Annotated in this window: 17 protein-coding genes and 1 tRNA gene; 5 read left to right on the top strand and 13 right to left on the bottom strand. The window is 73.2% G+C overall.

What is annotated here, in order from left to right; genetic code table 11:
• Positions 1–62: 62 nt before the first annotated feature.
• The 4 genes from mshC to ACWGH1_RS34115 all read right to left on the bottom strand — a co-directional run bounded on the left by mshC (position 63) and on the right by ACWGH1_RS34115 (position 3,576).
• Positions 63–1,292: a cysteine--1-D-myo-inosityl 2-amino-2-deoxy-alpha-D-glucopyranoside ligase gene (gene mshC, locus ACWGH1_RS34130; RefSeq protein ID WP_453409314.1), complete on the bottom strand. Its 1,230-nt coding sequence runs from the start codon at positions 1,290–1,292 to the stop codon at positions 63–65.
• 120 nt (positions 1,293–1,412) lie between these two features.
• Positions 1,413–2,207, bottom strand: coding sequence for an SCO1664 family protein (locus tag ACWGH1_RS34125; protein WP_453353979.1), 795 nt, complete (start codon positions 2,205–2,207; stop codon positions 1,413–1,415).
• A 5-nt stretch (positions 2,208–2,212) separates the two neighbouring features.
• Complete coding sequence (locus ACWGH1_RS34120; protein WP_453353977.1) at positions 2,213–2,803, bottom strand: DUF3090 domain-containing protein; 591 nt, start codon at positions 2,801–2,803, stop codon at positions 2,213–2,215.
• Positions 2,804–2,886: 83 nt separating this feature from the next.
• Positions 2,887–3,576 (bottom strand): histidine phosphatase family protein, encoded by a 690-nt coding sequence (locus tag ACWGH1_RS34115; RefSeq protein ID WP_453409313.1) that lies wholly within the window; start codon positions 3,574–3,576, stop codon positions 2,887–2,889.
• Positions 3,577–3,630: 54 nt separating this feature from the next.
• Between ACWGH1_RS34115 and corA the strand changes: the two genes are divergently transcribed.
• Complete coding sequence (gene corA / locus ACWGH1_RS34110; protein ID WP_453353975.1) at positions 3,631–4,632, top strand: magnesium/cobalt transporter CorA; 1,002 nt, start codon at positions 3,631–3,633, stop codon at positions 4,630–4,632.
• Between the two features lie 18 nt (positions 4,633–4,650).
• On the opposite strand, the gene ACWGH1_RS34105 is transcribed toward corA, so the two are convergent.
• Positions 4,651–5,439, bottom strand: coding sequence for a ferritin-like domain-containing protein (locus ACWGH1_RS34105; protein WP_453353974.1), 789 nt, complete (start codon positions 5,437–5,439; stop codon positions 4,651–4,653).
• Positions 5,440–5,620: 181 nt separating this feature from the next.
• Complete coding sequence (locus ACWGH1_RS34100; protein WP_453353973.1) at positions 5,621–6,670, bottom strand: LLM class F420-dependent oxidoreductase; 1,050 nt, start codon at positions 6,668–6,670, stop codon at positions 5,621–5,623.
• A gap of 100 nt (positions 6,671–6,770) precedes the next feature.
• Between ACWGH1_RS34100 and ACWGH1_RS34095 the strand changes: the two genes are divergently transcribed.
• Entirely contained in the window at positions 6,771–7,763 is a 993-nt protein-coding gene (locus ACWGH1_RS34095) for an aldo/keto reductase (RefSeq protein ID WP_453353972.1), read from the top strand.
• Entirely contained in the window at positions 7,760–9,994 is a 2,235-nt protein-coding gene (locus ACWGH1_RS34090; RefSeq protein WP_453409312.1) for a helix-hairpin-helix domain-containing protein, read from the top strand. Before ACWGH1_RS34095 ends, ACWGH1_RS34090 begins: the two co-directional genes overlap by 4 nt.
• A gap of 63 nt (positions 9,995–10,057) precedes the next feature.
• Here ACWGH1_RS34090 and ACWGH1_RS34085 read toward each other — a convergent pair whose 3' ends face one another.
• Entirely contained in the window at positions 10,058–10,720 is a 663-nt protein-coding gene (locus ACWGH1_RS34085) for a hypothetical protein (protein ID WP_453409311.1), read from the bottom strand.
• Between the two features lie 47 nt (positions 10,721–10,767).
• On the opposite strand from ACWGH1_RS34085, the gene ACWGH1_RS34080 reads away from it, so the two are divergent.
• On the top strand, positions 10,768–10,956 hold the full coding sequence (locus ACWGH1_RS34080) for a DUF5703 family protein (protein WP_112452273.1): 189 nt from the start codon (positions 10,768–10,770) through the stop codon (positions 10,954–10,956).
• Between the two features lie 60 nt (positions 10,957–11,016).
• On the opposite strand, the gene ACWGH1_RS34075 is transcribed toward ACWGH1_RS34080, so the two are convergent.
• The 3 genes from ACWGH1_RS34075 to ACWGH1_RS34065 all read right to left on the bottom strand — a co-directional run bounded on the left by ACWGH1_RS34075 (position 11,017) and on the right by ACWGH1_RS34065 (position 13,643).
• Positions 11,017–11,793, bottom strand: a complete 777-nt coding sequence (locus ACWGH1_RS34075) for a chaplin family protein (protein WP_453409310.1) — start codon at positions 11,791–11,793, stop codon at positions 11,017–11,019.
• Positions 11,794–11,946: 153 nt separating this feature from the next.
• Positions 11,947–12,180 (bottom strand): chaplin ChpH, encoded by a 234-nt coding sequence (gene chpH, locus ACWGH1_RS34070; protein WP_136215000.1) that lies wholly within the window; start codon positions 12,178–12,180, stop codon positions 11,947–11,949.
• A 137-nt stretch (positions 12,181–12,317) separates the two neighbouring features.
• On the bottom strand, positions 12,318–13,643 hold the full coding sequence (locus ACWGH1_RS34065; RefSeq protein ID WP_453357545.1) for a M20/M25/M40 family metallo-hydrolase: 1,326 nt from the start codon (positions 13,641–13,643) through the stop codon (positions 12,318–12,320).
• Positions 13,644–13,812: 169 nt separating this feature from the next.
• Here ACWGH1_RS34065 and ACWGH1_RS34060 point away from each other — a divergent pair.
• Positions 13,813–13,900, top strand: a tRNA-Leu gene (locus ACWGH1_RS34060).
• 126 nt (positions 13,901–14,026) lie between these two features.
• Here ACWGH1_RS34060 and ACWGH1_RS34055 read toward each other — a convergent pair.
• The 3 genes from ACWGH1_RS34055 to ACWGH1_RS34045 all read right to left on the bottom strand — a co-directional run bounded on the left by ACWGH1_RS34055 (position 14,027) and on the right by ACWGH1_RS34045 (position 18,257).
• Positions 14,027–15,466 (bottom strand): amino acid permease, encoded by a 1,440-nt coding sequence (locus ACWGH1_RS34055; protein WP_453356022.1) that lies wholly within the window; start codon positions 15,464–15,466, stop codon positions 14,027–14,029.
• Positions 15,467–15,685: 219 nt separating this feature from the next.
• Positions 15,686–17,230: an APC family permease gene (locus ACWGH1_RS34050; RefSeq protein WP_453356023.1), complete on the bottom strand. Its 1,545-nt coding sequence runs from the start codon at positions 17,228–17,230 to the stop codon at positions 15,686–15,688.
• Between the two features lie 79 nt (positions 17,231–17,309).
• On the bottom strand, positions 17,310–18,257 hold the full coding sequence (locus tag ACWGH1_RS34045; RefSeq protein WP_453356024.1) for a hypothetical protein: 948 nt from the start codon (positions 18,255–18,257) through the stop codon (positions 17,310–17,312).
• Between the last annotated feature and the right edge of the window lie 807 nt (positions 18,258–19,064).

Raw genomic sequence — 19,064 nt, 5'->3', positions numbered from 1 at the left:
CCGGCCGCACACGCGGCCGGTCCGGCGTTGTCCGTTCCGTTCGTCCCCGCCGACGCGGCGGCTTACAGGGCCACGCCCAGCAGCGCGTCCACCGTGCGGGAGACCAGCCCCGGGGCGGACTCGTCGTCGCCGTCCGAGGCGTTCTGGGCCTGCGCCCAGCGGTCGACGGCCGCCAGCGCGGCGGGGGCGTCCAGGTCGTTCGCGAGGGCCTCGCGGACCTCCTCGACCAGGGCGTCCGCGGGGATGCCGTCCGGCCGGGACACCGCGGCCCGCCAGCGCTCCAAGCGGGCCACCGCCTCCTCCAGGACCGCGTCCGTCCACTCCCAGTCGGCCCGGTAGTGGTGGGACAGCAGCGCGAGCCGGATCGCGGCCGGGTCGACTCCCGCCCGGCGCAGCGCGGAGACGAAGACCAGGTTGCCCTTGGACTTCGACATCTTCTGCCCGTTCAACGCGACCATGCCCGCGTGCACGTACGCCTTGGCCATCGGGAAGTCGCCCGTCAGCGCCTGGGCGTGCGAGGCGCCCATCTCGTGGTGCGGGAAGGCCAGGTCGGAGCCGCCGCCCTGGATGTCGAAGCCCATGCCCAGATGATCCAGGGCGATGGCCACGCACTCGATGTGCCAGCCCGGCCGGCCCCGGCCCAGTGAGCCGCCGTCCCAGCTCGGCTCGCCCGGCCGCGCGGCCATCCACAGCATCGGGTCCAGCGGGTTCTTCTTGCCCGGGCGCTCGGGGTCGCCGCCGCGTTCCGCGGAGAGCAGCCGCATGGCCTCGGCGTCCAGGTTCGAGACGCCGCCGAAGTGCGGGTCCGACTCCACCGAGAAGTAGACGTCGCCTTCGAGCTCGTAGGCGGCGCCCGCGTCCCTGAGCCGCTCGACGAGCGGCACGATGCCGGGTATGGCCTCGACGGCACCGATGTACTGCCGCGGCGGCAGGATCCGCAGGGCGGTCATGTCCTCGCGGAAGAGGGCCGTCTCGCGTTCGGCGAGCTCGGTCCAGTCGTGGCCGTCGCGCTGCGCCCGCTCCAGCAGCGGATCGTCGACGTCCGTGACGTTCTGGACGTAGTGGACCTGCCGCTTGGTGTCGAGCCACACGCGCTGCACCAGGTCGAACGCGTTGTAGGTGGCCGCGTGACCGATGTGGGTGGCGTCGTACGGCGTGATGCCGCAGACGTAGATTCGGGCGACGGGACCGGGGTCGAGGGTGATCGTCCCCTGGGTCGCGGTGTCGTGGATCTGGAGGTCGCGGCCCTTGCCAGGCAGGGCGGGGACCTCAGAAGCGGGCCAGGCATGCATGCTCCGAGACTAACCGGACGGGTGTTCCGTCATCGAACCGGACCAGCACTGTTGGCTTGATCGCCATCCTTGCGATCCGGCCGGTTCTGTGCGTGGGGCCGTCGGCGGCGCCCGCGCGGCTCAGACGGGCGGCCAGGGGATGGCGGGCCACTGCCCTGACGGGCGGGGATGCGTCCCTTCGCGCAGCAGGAGGGCCACACGGGCCCGTACGGCGGCCAGCTCACCGGCGGTGATCAGTTCCGCCAGCCGGGTGGCGAGCGGCCCTCCGTCGGCCAGCTGGGCGGCCAGGGAGGTCAGCACCGTCCGGGCCTCGTCCGTCAGCGGCTCGCCGGCCCAGCCCCACAGCAGGGTGCGCAGCTTGTCGTCGGCGTGGAAGGTCACGCCGTGGTCGATGCCGTAGAGCCGGCCGTCGGGGGCGGGCAGCAGGTGGCCGCCCTTGCGGTCGGCGTTGTTGATGACGGCGTCGAGGACCGCGAGCCGGCGCAGCCTCGGGTCGTCGGCGTGCACGAGCAGGGCGGTGCGCCCCTCCCCCACCTCGGCGAGGGCGACCGGCTTCCAGCCCTCGCCGGCCTCCTCCCCCTCGACGAGCGCCAGCAGCCCCGGCTCGGCCGGGTCACCGGGGTCGATCCACCGCTGGACCATGCCTTCGCCGTAGGGGCCCTCGCGCAGCACCGTCTCCGGTACCAGTCCCCAGCCGGTCGCCTCGGAGACCAGGTAGGCGGCCCGCTCGCGCTGGGCCAGGCTGCCGTCGGGGAAGTCCCACAGCGGCCGCTCGCCCTTGACGGGCTTGTAGACGCATTCGGCGCTGACGCCGTCGTGCGTCACGGTGCACAGCAGGACGGCGTTGGAGGCCTCGGCGATGCGGCCCCGGACGGTCAGCTCACCTTTGGCGAGGAGTTCCTCGGTCGGGTTCACGGCGCTCACGCCTGGCGCCGGTAGCCGTTCTGGCGGGGACACACGTGTCCTTCGGGGTCGAGCGGCAGGCTGCACAGCGGGCACGGCGGCCGGCCGGCGTTGACCACGTCCAGCGCCCGTTTGGCGAAGGCCCGGGCCTGGACGCCGGAAAGCCGCACGCGCAGCATCGGCGGGCCGTTCTCCTCGTCCTGGAGCAGCCGTTCCTCGGCCTCGGCGAGGTCCTCGTCGGAGTCGGCGTCGAGTTCCACGAGCGCCTGCGCCTCGACGATCATGCGCTGTTCCTCGCCGTCCCAGGCCAGTGCCATGGTGCCGACGCGGAACTCCTCCTCGACGGGTACGTCGAGCGGGGCGGTGTCGGCGGCCTCGGCGGAGGCTACGGCCGGGACCGGGGCGTTGCCGCCGGTGCGCCGCACGACCTCGTCCAGCAGTTCGTCCATCCGCTCGGCGAGCGCGGCGACCTGGGTCTTCTCCAGGGAGACGCTGGTGACCCGGGTGCCGGAGGAGGCCTGGAGGAAGAACGTACGGCGTCCAGGCAGACCGACCGTGCCGGCCACGAAGCGGTCCGGCGGGTCGTAAAGGAACACCTGACGGGGCACGTCCAGTCTCCAAGTGTCGGTGGCAGGGGCGGGGCGTGGGCGGGCTGCCTGTGTTGGCCCGTCCACCCTACTGCGCCGTTCGATCAGGCCGCGCCCGCGCCGCCGCCGACGACGGCGTCCCCGCCGTCTTCGGGCGATTTGCGCGGCACGAGGGCGGCGAAGTCCCCGGTGTCGCCGAGGCGGAACAGGAACGGCCGGGTCGGGGTGTAGCGGATGGCGGTGACGGAGCAGGGGTCGACGTGGATCCGCTGGAAGAGGTCGAGGTGCATGCCCAGGGCGTCCGCGACGAGGGACTTGACGATGTCGCCGTGCGAGCACATGAGGAAGACGGCGTCCGCCCCGTGCTCTTCCTCGATCCGCGCGTTCCACTCCCGTACGGCGTCCACGGCGCGGGCCTGCATGGCGCGCATGGTCTCGCCGCCGGGGAAGGCTGCGGCGGAGGGGTGCTGCTGGACGATCTTCATCAGGGGTTCGTCGGCGAGTTCGGAGAGTTTGCGTCCGGACCAGTCGCCGTAGTGGCATTCGCCGATCCGCTCGTCGGTCTGCAGGCTCAGCCCGGGCCGGGCCGCCAGCAGGGGTGCGAGGGTCTCCTGGCAGCGCTGCAGCGGGCTGCTGACGACGGCGGCGAGCGGCACCCCGTCGAGGCGTCCGGGCAGTGCGGCGGCCTGCTCGGCGCCGCGTTCGTCAAGGCTCACTCCCGGGGTCCATCCGGCGAGCAAGCCTGCGGTGTTGGCGGTGGACCGCCCGTGCCGTACGAGGATCAGCGTGGCCATGAGCCCACCCTAAGCGGTGCCGGCGGTGTGCGGGTGGGCCCAGGTCAAGGGAGAATGCCCGGCGTGATAGTCGACTGCGCGATGTACCGGGACGGCCGCCGCTCCGAGGCACCCGAGGATTTCTCGGATGCCCTCGACGAGGCGCGGGCGACGGGTGACGCCTTCCTGTGGGTGGGGATGCACGAGCCCACGGAGGACGAATTCGAGCACGTCAGCCAGGAGTTCGGGCTGCACAAGCTGGCGGTGGAGGACGCGCTGACCGCGCATCAGCGCCCGAAGCTGGAGGTTTACGACGATTCGCTCTTCGTCGTCCTCAAGCCCGTCATGTACGACGACGACACCGACACGGTGACCACCGGCGAGCTGATGGTCTTCATCGGCGACTCCTTCGTGGTCACGGTCCGGCACGGCGAGGGGGCCGCGCTGGCCGCCGTACGGCACCGCCTGGAGCAGGACCCGGACGTGCTCCGGCACGGTCCGACGGCGGTGCTGTACGCGGTGTCGGACGCGGTGGTGGACCACTACATCGAGGTGGCGGCGGAGCTGCAGGCGGACCTGGAGGAGCTGGAGGCGGAGGTGTTCGCCCCGAACGACTCGGACAGTCGGCGCACCAAGTCCACGGCCGCCCGGATCTACGGTTTCAAGCGGCAGGTGCTGGAGTTCCGCCGGGCGACGAGCCCGCTGCTCCAGCCGATGGACCGGCTCGCCTTCGGGGAGGTGCCGTTCGTGCACGAGCACTCCCAGCCCTTCTTCCGCGACGTCGCCGACCACCTGACGAAGGCGAACGAGTACATCGAGGGGCTGGACCGGCTGCTGTCGGACGCGCTCTCGGCGCACCTGGCGCAGATGGGCGTCCGGCAGAACGACGACATGCGCAAGATCTCCGCGTGGGCGGCGATGGCGGCCGTCCCGACGATGGTGGCGGGGATCTACGGGATGAACTTCGAGCACATGCCGGAGCTCCGGCAGGGCTGGGGCTACCCGGCGGTCCTGGTGGTCATGGCGGGAGCCTGCCTGGGACTGCACCGGCTGTTCAAGCGCCGCGGCTGGCTCTAGGACGGACCGCCCGGGCCGTCAGACGTAACCCGGTGCGCCGGCCGGGACGCCGCCCAGTGCGTTGCGCCGCTGGGGCATGCGCAGGCTGACCATGCGGTGCCAGCCGCTGAACCGCTCGTAGGCGTACACGGCACGGATCCCGGCGGCGAGGGCGGCCGCCTTGGGGGCGGGCCACCTCAGCAGCCGGCCCATGTGGTCCATGACGGCGAGGCTGACGTCCCGGTAGATGCCGATCTCCACGAGGGCGCTGTCGCGGAGCACCCGCTGGATGGTGCGGCCGTGGCCGGCCCGGACGAGGGCCAGCAGCTCCTCGTGGCAGTAGGCGAGGTGGTTGTCCTCGTCGTTGCTGATCATACGGACGGCCTTGCCGATCTCGGGGTGGTCGCCGAAGTGCTTCACCAGCATCTCCATCTGGTCGGCGGCCCGCTGTTCGGTGACGCGGCTGTGCGCGAGGTAGACGACGATGTCCCGCGCCGTCAGCGGCTCCTCGCGGCTGAGCTTGTCGTGCGCGAGGCCGATGCCCCGGCGTTCCAGCAGCATCGTGTAGTCCGTCTCGGGCGGGACCGGGACGGCGGGCAGGCCGCGCTTGCGCAGCAGGGCCTGGAAGATGCGGCCGTGCTTGTCCTCGTCGGCTCCGTGCCGGGTGATCTTCGGCGCGAGGTGGCGCATGCCGTCGGGGACGAGAGCGGCGATCCGGCCGTTCTCCCAGCCGCCCTGGGCCTCCCCGCTGGCGGCGATGGAACAGAACAGCTGGAAGGAGTCGTCGTCATCGACGATCTCCTGGAACAGGCTGCGCGCAGAGAGCATGTTCCGAGTCAAATGCGGATGCGGCGGGCGGGCAACCGATGCGTGGCACGACTCGGCCGAATGAACGAAGCGAACGCCGCGGCCCCAGGGCGTAACCCCGGGGCCCGCGTCCGCGTTGTTGCGTGTGTCGGCCGTGGCGGGGAAGACCCCCCGAGCCCCCACCACGGCCGCAGGGCGTTCCTCAGGCCAGGCCGGCGTGTTCCAGGGCCTCGACGCCGGCCCGCAGGGCGGTGACCCGCTCGTCCAGGGTGAACCCGGCGGGCGCGAGCGTCAGGGTGGTGACCCCGGCGTCGGCGTAGGCGCGCATCCCGTCCGCGATCCGCTCCACGGAGCCGAGCAGGGTCGTCGAGTCGATCAGCGAGTGCGGGACCGCGGCGGCGGCGCCCGTCTTGTCGCCGCCCAGGTACTTGGCCTGGATCTCGGCCGCTTCCTTCTCGTAGCCCATGCGCTGTGCGAGCTGGTTGTAGAAGTTCTGCTTCGGGCTGCCCATACCGCCGACGTACAGGGCGGTGTACGGCCGGAACGTGTCCGCGAGGGTGTTGACGTCGTCGCCGACGGCGAGGGGCACCGTGGGGCAGACGTCGAAGCCGTCCATCGTCAGCCCGGCCTTCTCGCGGCCCGCGCGGATGTGGCGCAGGGCCGTCTCCTCCAGGTGCTCGGCGGCGGGGAAGATCAGCAGTGCGCCGTCGGCGATCTCGCCGGTCTGCTCCAGGTTCTTCGGCCCCATGGCGGCGATGTAGAGCGGGATGTGCTCGCGCTCGGGGTGCACGGTCAGCTTGATCGGCTTGCCGGGGCCGCCGGGCAGCGGGAGGGTCCAGTGCTGCCCTTCGTAGGAGAGGCGCTCGCGGCTCATTGCCTTGCGGACGATCTCCACGTACTCGCGGGTCCGGGCGAGCGGCTTGTCGAACTTCACCCCGTACCAGCCCTCGGAGACCTGCGGTCCGGAGACGCCGAGGCCGAGCCGGAAGCGGCCCTTGGTGAGCGAGTCGAGGGTGGCGGCGGTCATGGCCGTCATCGCGGGCTGGCGGGCCGGGATCTGGAAGATCGCCGAGCCGACGTCGATCCGCTCGGTCTGGGCAGCGACCCAGGCCAGCACCGTCGCGGCGTCGGAGCCGTAGGCCTCGGCGGCCCAGCAGACGTCGTAGCCGAGGCGGTCGGCCTCCTGGGCGACGGCGAGGTTGTCGCCGTCCATGCCCGCACCCCAGTAACCGAGATTGATGCCGAGCCGCATGAGTCGTCCCCTTACCGGTTTACCGATCAGTAACGTAGGTCTGCGGGGACTGTAGCGCGCCCCGGTCGTCCGCGGCAGGGCCCCAGTAGTCTCAGCGCTCATGGAGCAGAGGCATCTCGGCCGCACCGGCCTGCGCGTGTCCCGGATCGGCCTCGGCACCCTGACCTGGGGCCGGTCCGCGGAGGGACCGGACGAGGCGGGCGCCGCAGAACAGTTGAAGACCTTCTGGGAGGCGGGCGGCACCTTCGTCGACACCGCCGACGTGTACGGGGGCGGGGAGGCGGAGTACCTCCTCGGACAGCTGGCCGGCAAGCTGGTGCCGCGCCGGGAGCTGGTGATCGCGACGAAGTCGGGCTCGGTGCGGGACCCGGACCGGCGGTGCGACGGCTCGCGCGGACACCTGCTGGCGGCGCTGGACGACTCGCTGGCCCGGTTGGGAACCGAGTACGTGGACCTGTGGCAGGTGCACGCCTTCGACCCGCGGACCCCGCTGGAGGAGACCCTCCAGGCGCTGGACCTCGCCGTCAGCAGCGGTCGGGCCCGGTACGCGGGGGTGGCGGGCTACAGCGGCTGGCAGCTGGCGAAGGCGGCGACCTGGCAGCTCGCGGCGCCCGGTACCCGGATTCGGCTCGCCTCCACGCAGATGGAGTACTCGCTGCTCCAGCGGGGCGTTGAGCGTGAGGTGCTGCCGGCCGCGCTGGACCTCGGCGTGGGCCTGCTGCCGTCCTCGCCGCTGGGGCGCGGCGTGCTCACGGGGAAGTACCGGGCGGGTACCCCGGCCGACTCGCGGGGCGCGTCGCAGACCATGGCCGCCTTCGTGGACCCGTACCTGGACGAGGCGTCGGGCCGGATCGTGGACGCCGTGGCGACGGCCGCGCACGGGCTGGCCGTGACCCCGCTCCAGGTGGCGCTCGCGTGGGTGCGGGACCGGCCGGGGGTGGTCGCGCCGATCGTCGGGGCGCGTACCGCGGCGCAGCTGGGGGCAGCGCTGTCGGTGGAGGCACTTACTCTTCCGGAGGAGATCTGCCGGGCGCTGGACGACGTGTCGGCGCCCGTGCACCGCTATCCCGACCAGGACTGGAGCACGCTGTGAGTACCGACCCCGCCGCCACCGGCGCCGCGGACGAACCGGAGACCCCCGGCCCGGAGGCCGGGGCCGTCGAGGGCGCGCGTACCCCGGAACCCTCCGGCGGGGAACCCGCGCCCCGGGCATCGGACGCCGCCGACGAAGCCGGCCCGAGCCCGCGGGAGACGGCGGAACCGGCGCCGGCCCGGGGCCCGGCGGCCGATCAGGACCCGGCGGAAACCGCGGGCGCGGCCGAAGGGCAGGCCGGGGCGACGGCGGACGGGGCCGCGGCGGACGGCGCCAAGCCCGGGCTGACCGAGGCCCAGGCGGAGCTGGCCGCGCAGAAGATCGAGCGGGAACGGATCGCCCGGCGCAAGGCGGAGCGGCAGGCGCCGGTGGAGGCGGGCACCAAGCTCAGCGGGACCGCCGCCGATCTGCTGGCCGCCGTACGGGCGGTGGAGAGCGGGGCCAAGCCCGCCGCGTACTTCGACGACGCCCCGGCCGCGCCGCGCAAGGCGGCGTTCCCCGCTCCGCCGCAGCCCCGCGCCCCCGCGCCGGTCGCCGCGGCCGGGGACGTCGAGGGCGTACGGGCGGTGCTGGCCCGGGGCGGCGCCCCCGAGGCGCTGGCCGAGGCGGCCGCCACCGCGCTGGGCGAGGGCGCCGCCGAGCAGCTCGCGGAGGATCCGTGGCGGCTGCTGGCGGTGGCGTCGGTGCGGCCCGCCCAGGCCGACGGGTTCGCCCGCGCCCTGCTGGGCCCCGGCGCGGACCCGGGGGACGAGCGCCGCGGCGGCGCCCTGGTGGGCTGGCTGCTGGCCCAGGCCGCGCTCAAGGGACACACCGCCCTGGAGGCGCCGGTCCTGGAGAAGGCGCTGGCCCAGTACGGCGTGCCGGACCCGGCCGGGGCCCTGGAGCGGGCCATCGGCGACGGCGCGGTGCTGGTGTTCCACGAACCGGCGGCGGGCGCCGGGTCCGCGGAGTCCGGAGACGGCGAGCAGGACGGGCAGGAGGACGAGCCGCCCGGCACCGTCCTGGTGGGGCTGGAGGGTTACGCGCTGGCCGAGGAGAGCCTGGCCGACGGCCTGGCCCGGCTGGCCAGCACCTTCGCCGGCCCGGCGGACTGGACGGAGGCCGCGGCGGGCGCTCCCGGCGCCGAGCTGATCCGGGCCGTCTCCGGCCACGGGCTGGTCACCCACACCGGCGGCGAGGCCGCCCGCGCCGAACCGTCGGCCCTGGTGGCGGCCGCCCGCCGGCTCGGCCTGCGGGCCGCTCTGGCCGCGCACGCCCCGGCGGACGGCGCCGTCACCGTGGCGGGCCTGCTGGACGGGACGGAGGGGCCCGGGCGGGACGCCGACGGGCAGTTCGCGCTGGACCTGCTCGTCGTCCTGGACGCGCCCCAGCTGGACGTGGAGAGCGCGGCCGCGCTGGTGGAGTCACTGCCCGACGGGGCCCGCCTGGTGCTGTCCGGGGATCCCGCCGTGCTCGGTTCCGCGGGGCCCGGGCGGGTGTTCGCCGATGTGCTGGCGGCCCGGACCTGCCCCGAGGTCGTCTCCCGCGTCCCGGATCCGGGCCCGCTGGGCGAGCTGGTGTCGGGGATCGGCGCCGGGGAGCTGAACCAGGTCGACGCCCCCGGCAAGGAGGTCGTCATCGTCCCGGTGCGGGACGCGGGCGAGGCCGTCCACCGCACGGTCCAGCTGGTGGCCGAGTCGGTACCGCGCGCTTTCGGGATCCCGGCCGACGAGGTGCAGGTGATCACCCCGGGCCACGGCGGTTCGGCGGGGACCCGGGCGCTGAACGCGGCCCTCAAGGAGCGGCTGAACCCCGGCCCGGGCCGGTTCGGCGGCTTCGACCCCGGCGACAAGGTGGTGTACGTGCCCGCGCCCGGGCGGGCCCGGCCGGCCCGGGTGGTGTCGGCCGACGCGCAGGGGCTGCACCTGGACGCGGCGGGTGCGCGGATCGTCGTACCGAAGGAGCGGGTGGAGTCGGCGGTGCGGCACGGCTGGGCCGTGACCGGGCACCAGGCCGTGGGCGCGCGCTGGCCCGCGGTCGTCGTGGTGCTGCCGGGGGACGCGGCGGACGCGCTGTCCCGGGACTGGGTGTACACGGCCTTCGGGCGCGCGGAGCGACACCTGTCCGTGGTGCACGGCGTCGACCAGGCACTGGCGCGCGCGGTGGCCGGCGTGCCGGCCAAGCCGCGCACGACCCGGCTGGCGGACCTGCTGCGGGGCCTCGCGGCGTCCGCCGGGGAAGAGCCGCAGTAAGGGACACGACGCCGGTGTGGCCCCCGCCCGGAGCCGGGCGGGGGCCACACGGTGGTGCGGTGATCAGGCCGGGGTGAGGCCCGGCGCCGAGGCCCCGTCCGGCGCGTCGTCGTCCTCGAAGTCCTCCGGCTCGTCGTCGAAGACGGAACTCACGTCGAACCGGTGCAGCACGTTCTGCGCGTCGGCGTGCTCGAAGGGCGAGTCGAGCCACTCGCCCGGTTCCGCGACCTCCTCCGCGGCGGCGACCCAGAGCGTGGAGTCGCCCTCCTCCAGGCCGAACTCCCGGTAGCGGGAGTGGATCTCGTCGGGCTCGTACTCCCCGAAGAGGACGCCCAGCGCTCCGGCGGTGCCGCCGTCCTCGACGGGCTCGGCGTCCGGGTCGTGCGCGGCGACGCGGTCGGCCTGGGCGATCAGGCGCTGTGGTTCGACCACGGCGTAGTCGCGGCGGATGAGCACGCTGAACGCGGCGGGCTCGGCGGGTCCGGTGTACGGGACACCGTCCTCGGGGGTGGGGATCTCGAAGGGAGTGACCTCGTCGTAGCGGTCGTAGAGCAGTTCGTCGTACTCGTCCGCGGCGGCGGCGAGCTCGTTGAACGCGGCGTAGACGGCCGGGTCGTCGTCCCCGATCCTGCTCTCGACCGCGGCGAGGTGGCGGTCGAGCGCGGCCTTGACCGCCTCGGCGGCGGCGCGTACCTCGGCAACAGTGGGCAGAGCGGCATCAGACATAGTGCAGACGCTATCCGTAGCAGGCCTCTGCCCGCACAATAGATGCGATGCCGGAATACGAATTTGTCGACCTGTACGTACCCCGCGGGGTGCCCCGCCAGGAGACGACCCGCCTGTTGACCGACCATGCCGAGTACGGGCACTGGGAGCTCGACCGGCTGACGCTGCTCCGGGACGGCAGTCGCCGCGTGCGGCTGCGCCGCCGGATCATCCGTCAGGTCCGCGCCACTTGGTGACGCGGGCCCCCGGCCGGGGGCCCGCGTCGGGAGCACCCGTGTGCCCGTTTCCCGCCCGCGTCAGGCGGCGTTGCGGGCGCGCCGGTAGAGCACGCTGCCCGCGAGGAGCAGGCCGCCCGCGAGCGGGAGGCCGGCCGTCAGGACGTCACCGGCCCCGGTGGCGGCGAGTCCCCCTCCGGTGACCTGGCCGGGCGTTGCGGGGCTGCCGGGAGTGCCCGTGCCGTGCCCGGGTGCGGTCGGGGTGCCGGGGTGTCCCGGAGTCCCGGGGTTCCCGGGCGTACCCGGGTGCCCAGGCTGGCCCGGCGTACCGGGGTTGCCCGGCATACCCGGGTTACCGGGGTTGCCCGGAGTCCCGGGGTGTCCCGGAGTCCCGGGGTTGCCCGGCGTACCCGGGTTACCGGGGTTGCCCGGGTTGCCCGGCGTACCCGGCGTACCCGGGTGGCCCGGGTGGTCGTCGCACGGCTCGTCGGGGTGGCCCGGATTGCCGGGGTGGCCCGGGGTTCCGGGGTTGCCCGGGGTTCCGGGGTTGCCGGGGTGGCCCGGGGCTCCGGGGTTGCCGGGGTGGTCGGGCTTCGCGGGGCCGCCCCCGTTGACGCAGCGGTTTCCGAAGGCCGGGTTCAGGCCTCCGATGACGGTGACCGTGTTGCCGCAGGCGTTCACCGGCACGTCCACGGGCGCCTGCACGTTGTTGCCGGACAGCACGCCCGGCGAGTTCACGGCGTGTCCGGCCGCCCCGGCGTCCGCGTGCGCGTAACCGCCGCCGAGCGCCAGCGCGCCTCCTGCGGCCGCCATGGTGATCAGGGTCTTCCTGGTGACCTGTACTACGGGTCGTCGCATCTGTACTCGTCCCCATGCTGTGTACGTTCGGTCGGCGTACAGGCCGTACACGCTCCCCCGCCTGCGACGCCGAATAGAAAAGAGATGCGGGCCCGAAAGCCCGGCAGCCCCGGAGCGCTGGGATGCGCTCCGGGGCCAAGGACTTCAGACGCGTCAGGCGTTGACGCAGGTGTTGCCGAAGGCCGGGTTCAGCAGGCCGATCACGTTGACGGTGTTACCGCACACGTTGACCGGGATGTGGATCGGGACCTGAACGACGTTGCCCGACAGGACGCCGGGGGAGCCGATGGCCGCACCCTGGGCGCCCGCGTCGGCGGCAGCCATGCCCGCACCCGCGAGAACCAGACCACCGGTGGCAGCCGCAGCGGCGACAACCTTCTTGAGCATTGTTCCTCCTAGTAGGCAAGTGCGGTCCCAGCCGCGGACCGCACCACCTGTAACGAGGAGGGATCACCGGGGCTACGAGCGTATGAGCGCATTCACTCTTCTCAGTGGAATCCGCACACCTTCCCGATTCCCCGGCGTTAGGCGTTGTCGATGAATCGGTCCAGCACGCGAACGCCGAACTTCAGACCGTCCACCGGGACCCGCTCGTCCACTCCGTGGAACATGCCCGCGAAGTCCAGTTCGGGCGGCAGCTGGAGCGGCGCGAAGCCGAAGCAGCGGATGCCCAGGTCGTCGAAGGACTTGGCGTCCGTGCCTCCCGAGAGCATGTACGGGACCGCGCGGGCGATCGGGTCCTCCGCCTTGAGCGCGCCCTGCATCGCGTCGACCAGCTTGCCGTCGAAGTCCGTTTCCAGGGCCTTGTCGGCGTGCACGTCCTCGCGCTTCACGCGCGGGCCGAGGATCCGGTCGAGGTCGGCGAAGAACTCGTCCTCGTAGCCCGGCAGGAAGCGGCCGTCGACGTGCGCGGTGGCCTGGCCGGGGATGACGTTGACCTTGTAGCCGGCGCCCAGCATCGTCGGGGCGGCCGAGTTGCGCAGCGTCGCGCCGACCATCTTGGCGATGCCGCCGAGCTTGGCGAGCGTGGCGTCCATGTTGTCCGGGTCGAGCGGGGTTCCGAGGGCGTCCGACAGTTCGTCGAGGAAGGACCGTACGGTCTTGGTCACGCGCACCGGCCACTGGTGGCGTCCGAGCCGCCCCACCGCCTCGCACAGCTCGGTGATCGCGTTGTCGTTGTTGGTCATCGAACCGTGTCCGGCGGTGCCGTCAACGGTGAGCCGCATCCAGTGCATGCCCTTCTGGGCGGTCTCCACCAAGTAGAGGCGGAGGTTCTCGTTGACGGTGAACGAGAACCCGCCGACCTCGCCGATGGCCTCGGTGACGCCCTCGAAGAGGCCGGGGTGCTTGTCGACGAGGTGCCGGGCCCCGTAGACGCCGCCCGCCTCCTCATCGGCGAGGAAGGCGAGGACGATGTCGCGCGGGGGCTTGCGGCCGCTGCGCATGCGGTCGCGTACGACGGCCAGCGTCATCGCGTCCATGTCCTTCATGTCGACGGCGCCGCGCCCCCACAGGCACCCGTCGGCGATCTCACCGGCGAAGGGGTCGTACGTCCAGTCGGCGGCATTGGCGGGGACCACGTCGGTGTGCCCGTGGATCAGCAGCGCCGGCCGCGAGGGGTCCTCCCCCTGGATGCGCGCGACCGTCGAGGCCCGCCCCTTGTGCGACTCGAAGATCTGCGGTTCCAGCCCGACCTCGGCCAGCTTCTCCGCGACCCACTCGGCCGCCTTGCGCTCGCCGGGGCCCGAGTGGTCCCCGTAGTTGCTGGTGTCGATCCGGATGAGGTCCCGGCAGAGGTCGACGACCTCGTCCTCACCGGAGACGGTCCTGCCCGCGCTCGACTCGCTCACGCTGCTTCCTCTCACTGATCAGTACCGACTGCCTCCCCCATCCTCCCGCCCCGGGCCGCCGTCCCCAAGGGCGTTCTCCGGTCACCGGGGGGTGTGATCGGGGACCCCGGAATGTTTGGTAATGTTTTCCACGTCGGACGGCCCGCGAGGGACGCGAGACAGACACCTTGTCCGGGTGGCGGAATGGCAGACGCGCTAGCTTGAGGTGCTAGTGCCCTTTATCGGGCGTGGGGGTTCAAGTCCCCCCTCGGACACCACTGAGAGAACCCCACACTTCGTGTGGGGTTCTCTGCTTTTCCCGGCCGTTCGGTCGCAGCCTGGTCCGCGGCCCTCGCGGAACGACGCAGGACCCCGCCGCGGCGGGGTCCTGCGTCGTGGTGGTGTCAGTCGCGGGCGGCGGCGATGGCGGCGACGCGGCCGCGGACCAGGAACCAGCCGCCCACGAGGGCGGCGGCGATGACCGGGACGAAGAGGACCGTGGTGCGGCCCACTCCCCCGTCGCACCACATCAGGACCAGCACGGTGAGCAGGAACGCCAGCGTGACGAGCTGGGTGTACGGGGCCCAGGGCAGCCGGTAGGCGGGGCGCTCGACACGGCCCTGCTTCGCCCGGCGCCAGAAGTGCAGCGAGCAGAGCATGACCATCGCCCAGGTGCCGAGGATGCCGAGGGAGGCGAAGTTCAGGACGATCTCGAAGGCGTCCTTCGGCATGTAGGCGTTCAGGGCGACGCCGGCGACGCCGAAGGCCGCGGTGAACAGGACGCCGCCGTAGGGGACCTTGCCCTTGTTCATCACGCCGGTGAACTTGGGCGCGGAGCCGGACATGGCCATCGAGCGCAGGATGCGGCCGGTGGAGTAGAGGCCGGAGTTCAGGCTGGAGAGCGCGGCGGTCAGGACGACCAGGTTCATGACGCCCGCGGCGCCGGGTACGCCGAGCTTGTCGAAGACGGTGACGAAGGGGCTCTGGTCGGCCGAGTACTCGGTGTACGGGAGCAGCAGGGCGAGCAGGACGACCGAGCCGACGTAGAACAGGCCCACGCGCCACATGATCGAGTTGATCGCCTTCGGCATGATCTTCTCGGGGTTCTCGGTCTCGCCGGCGGCGACGCCGCAGAGCTCGACGGAGGCGTACGCGAAGACCACGCCCTGGATGACCAGGAGCATCGGGAGCGTGCCGACGGGGAAGATGCCGCCGTTGTCGGTGATCGAGGCCAGGCCGGGGGTGTGGCCGTCGATGGGGTGGCTGGTGGCGACGAGGTAGATGCCGACGGCCAGGAAGACGACCAGGGCGGCGACCTTGACCAGGGAGAACCAGAATTCCATCTCGCCGAAGTACTTCACCGAGATCAGATTGGCGGTGAGGACGACGGCGAGGGCGATGAAGGCCAGGACCCACTGGGGAACGTCGGTGAACATCGCCCAGAAGTGGGCGTAGGTCGCGGCGGCGGTGATGTCGGCGACGGTGGTGGTCGACCAGTTCAGGAAGTACAGCCAGCCGGCCGCGTAGGCGCCCTTCTCGCCCATGAACTCGCGCGCGTAGCTGACGAAGGCGCCGGAGGACGGGCGGTAGAGGACGAGCTCGCCGAGGGCCCGGACCACGAAGAAGGCGAAGATCCCGCACACCGCGTAGGCGATCGCGAGGGAGGGTCCGGCGCCGGCGAGGCGGCCTCCGGCGCCGAGGAACAGGCCGGTGCCTATCGCCCCGCCGATCGCGATCATGTTGATGTGGCGGGACTTGAGGTCCTTGCTGTAGCCCTCGTCGCCGGCGTCGACGTGCGGGGAAGACGGCGGGCTGGGGGCCTTGGCCAAGGTGCTGTCACTCATGTGATGACTTCGCCTTCGTGGGTGGGACAGGCAGGTCCCGGCCGCGGTGCAGGGGAGCTGGGTGGTCTCACCCGTGTCGCGGTCCGGACGGTTGGTGGCCCCAGGAGACCATGAGGCTCCGCTGCCCGCCAAAAACGCGTTCATGTGCGCGGAAGCCCCCGGCGACCATGGAAAGGGGTGCCGGGGGCTTCGTTGGCGCTGGAAAGCGGTGTTCCGGGGTCAGTCGCGGGGGCCGGACTCCGCCGCCTGGTCGAGGCGGAAGGCCTCGTTGCCCAGGCCGATCCGGGCGTGTGCCCCGGGGTGGCGGGAGCGCAGCACCAGGCCGTGCGCCAGGCCGGCGAGCGCGGCGACGGCGATGACGGCGGGCAGGATCCAGCTGAGGGCGGAGCCCTCCTCGGCGCCGACGAGGACGGCGAAGTCCTTGACGGTGTAGCCGGCGATGAACAGCAGGGCGAGTCCCGCGGCGCCGGCCGCGACGAGCCGCCAGATCTGGGCGGCGGCGGTGCCCCGGCGGACGAAGAAGGCGATCACGGCGAAGGAGGCGGCGGCCATGAGAAGGGTCACACCGAGGGCGCCGACGCTGCCCATCCAGGTGAACAGGTGCAGGACGGGCGCGGTCGGGTCGCCGGCCGGCTTGTCGTCGGTCACCGCGAAGACGATGACGACGACGGCGGCGATCCCGGTCTGCAGGAGCGAGCCGGTGGCGGGGGCGCCGGTGCCGGCGTTGGTCCGGCCGAAGGGGGCCGGCAGGAGGCCCTCGCGGCCCATGGCGAAGGCGTAGCGGGCGACCACGTTGTGGAAGCTGAGCATGGCCGCGAACATGCCGGTGACGAAGAGCACGTGCAGGACGTCGGTGAAGGCGGTGCCCAGGCGGCTCTCGGTGAGCTGGAAGAGCAGGCCGGGACCGGCTTCGGCGGAGGTCTTGACCACCTCGCCGGGTCCGGTGGCGACGGTGAGCGCCCACGCGCTGAGCGCGAAGAACAGGGCGACGAAGCCGACGGCCAGGAACATGACGCGGGAGACGACGATGTGCGGCTTGCTGGTCTCCTCGGCGTAGACCGGCGACTGCTCGAAGCCGACGAAGGCGGCGATGCAGAAGCACAGGGCGGTGCCGAGTCCGGCTCCGCCGAGCGTCGAGGGGTCGAAGGCGTGCAGCGAGAGGCCTTCGGCGCCGGGCTTGCCGAGGGCGGCGAGGTCGAAGACGACGACGAGGGCGCATTCGATCAGGAGCAGGACGCCGAGCACCTTGGCGTTGAGGTCGATCTTCAGCCAGCCGAGGGCGCCGGTCGCGGCGACCGCGAGCAGGGCCGGGATCCACCAGGCGAGCTCGATGTCGAGGTAGCTCGCGAAGAGGCCGGAGACCTCGAAGCCGAGGATGCCGTAGACGCCGACCTGCATGGCGCTGTAGGCGATGAGGGCGACGAAGGAGGCCGCCGAACCGGCGGTGGGGCCCAGCCCGCGGGCGATGTAGGCGTAGAAGGCGCCGGCGTTGTGGACGTGGCGGCTCATCTCGGCGTAGCCGACGCTGAACAGGGCCAGGACCACGCCGAGGACGACGTACAGCAAGGGCTGGCCGACGATGCCCATGACGCCGAAGATGGTGGGCATGACGCCGGCGACGACCATCAGGGGCGCGCTGGCGGCGAGTACGGAGAGCAGCAGACCGGCGGTGCCGAGCCGGTCGGCGCGCAGGGCCCGGTCCTGGCCCTTGTACGTCCGTATCTCGGGCGGGTCGGTGAGGGTGGTGGATCTGCCCGTCGGCATGGCGGGGTGTCCTTTCCGAAAGTGCGGGGGCGTCGGGGACGCCGGGGGACGTCGGGGACCGGGGGATCCCCGAGGGGGGTCAAGCGGTGCCGAGCGCGGCGCTGCGCGCGGCCAGGAACGCCTTGTGCGGGTCGAGGTCGGGATAGGACCAGGGGGCGCGGGTGGCGTGGCTGCCGATGCGGTGGAAGAGGGCGGCGGCTTCGGCGGGGCGGCCTTCGCAGAGCTTGGCGTGGGCGAGGAAGTTCAGGTCGACCCGGTTGCGGGGGTGGTCCTCGCGCTCCCATTCGAGCCACCAGTCGAAGGCCGAGCGGAGCACTTGGCGGGCCCGGCGCCCGGACCAGTGCGCGGCGGCCGCGTCGGGGCTGCGGCCGTGGACGGCGGCGAGGACGCGGTAGCGCTCGGCGTGCGCGATGACGGGGAGCACGGCGAGCGGTGAGTCGGCCGGGGACTCCTCGGCGGCCCAGGCGGCGAAGTCGTAGACCTCGTGGAGCGGGTCGTAGCCGGTGGCGGGGTTGCGCTCGGCCAGCTTGGCGACCATGAGGTGGTGGGCGTGGTGGTGCTCCCGGTGGCGGGCCCGTACCTGGTCGAAGTGGCGGCTGAACTCCTCCTCGGTGCCGTGGGCGCGCGAGAGCAGGAGCAGGCCGAGCCAGGGGGTGGGGTCGGCGGGGAGCAGTGCGGCGGCGCGGCGGCACGCCTCGTCGGCGGCCTCGGGCGTGCCCTTGCGGCGAAGGGCGTCGAACACGGCGGCGCAGGCGAGGAGGGTGGCGGCGTCGGCGCTGTCGGGTTCGGCGAGCAGCCATTCGCGGGCCCAGGCGGTGGCGGCCGGGGTCTGGGCGAGGACGACGACGCGGTGGCCTCGGCGGTCCCAGTCGTCGCCGGTGCCGACGAGCAGGGAGCGGGCCTTGGACCACCGGCCCTGGGTGAACTGGGAGCGGACGTCGACCAGTTCCGCGTCGCAGAGGGCGGGGTCGAAGAGCTGGGCGTCCCGCTTGCGGGCGCGGCCGAGGGGCGGCGGAGGCGGGGACATCCGCGGGTTCCCTCCTGGACACGGACGCGGGTGGACGGCGTGCGGGCAGCACGCGCGGACGGTACTGGTGGTGCGGGCGTTGCGGCTGGATCACGCCGGTCGCGGACCGGATGATCACGCACAGCAAACCGGTGAGCACAGCTCCGCGTCAAGGTCCAGCCCGGCGCGTGGCGGGTTTCAAGTGCAGCAGGGGTGGGCCGAGTTGGGGCGGTTCTTCCGGTTTGACCGTACCGCCGTGGTGGCGGCCGGGGGCCGTCGGCGGCGGCCCCGTGGCGGTCGGCGACGTTTCGTCCCCGGCCCGGCCCGGCCCGCTCGGCCCGGCCCGGCCCGCTCGGCCCGGGCTGCGCGGGGCCTGCGGCTGCCACACCGACCTGCGCGAAGTTCGTGGCGGCGCGAGCGCGGTACGCGTACCGGCCGCGGCTCCGGGCGCCGCCCGCGGAGGGCCGGCGGGCGGCGGGAGCGGGTCCTGCCGGCTGTCCGCCGGTTGTCGTGGAGGTGACGGGCGCGGACGCGCCGCCGCCGCCGCGCGCGGGCGCGGGGGGTGGCCGGGCATCAGTGGCCGAATGGCGATCCCGCCGCGGGTGGTCCGGCGCGGGGCCTGTCGGACGGGAGCGGGCCCCGCCACGGGCGTTGGGGCGCGAGCGGCGGCGTACGGGCACGGGCCGTGCGGCGCCGGCGCTGCGGGTGCGGGAAGCGCCCCGGCGGCGGTGCGGGCGGGACCGCGTGGGCCCCACCCTGCGGGAGGGGGCGCAGGCTCCGGTCCGGGCGGAGCCCGGTGCCCGGCCTCAAACGCCGGCGAGGCTGGAA

The organism is Streptomyces sp. NPDC054883, from assembly GCF_053610645.1.
Note: the sequence above shows the minus strand (reverse complement) of the source record. Positions and strands in the feature narration are given on the sequence as shown.